At 54.9% G+C, this 526-nt stretch carries 1 protein-coding gene; it reads left to right on the plus strand.

Features of this window, described 5'->3' with window-relative positions:
• The coding region (locus FQ608_RS27160) for a hypothetical protein (RefSeq protein ID WP_449405375.1) at window positions 1-526 on the plus strand (526 nt) is incomplete at both ends.

Below are 526 nucleotides of genomic sequence, written 5' to 3' on the forward strand. Positions count from 1 at the left end.
GTATTCAGGCAGACCCTATACTACCAAATCGGTGCCGCGGCCAACCGCTGGAACGGAAACATTTCCCGAATCGACTGGAGCGGGATGACAGGATCGGGGAAGACGCGTACCTACAACTACGCCTACGACAACGCAAACAGGCTGGCTGCCGCCAACTACACGGCTTCCGGGGAAAACAACTGGTTTACCGTCAACGGAATGAAATATGACGCAAACGGGAATATTACCCATATGAGACGCCGCAACCAGAGGACACCGGCCACCTATGGGGAGGTGGACAGCCTGACTTACTCCTATCAGGCGAACAGTAACAGGCTTTCCCAGGTACGGGATTCCCACCGTTCCGTAACTTACAGTTCCAAGGACTTTGAGGAACGGAGTGCCGCGGCGTATTCCTATGACCAAAACGGCAACCTTTCGGGCAACCTTGACAAGCGGATCAGAACCATAAGCTACAACCACCTCAACCTGCCAAGGGAGGTGGAGTTCACGTCGGGGGCAAAGCTGGCCTTTGCCTATGATGCGG

The organism is Lunatibacter salilacus, assembly GCF_009797935.1.
In the GTDB taxonomy this organism is placed as follows: domain Bacteria; phylum Bacteroidota; class Bacteroidia; order Cytophagales; family Cyclobacteriaceae; genus Lunatibacter; species Lunatibacter salilacus.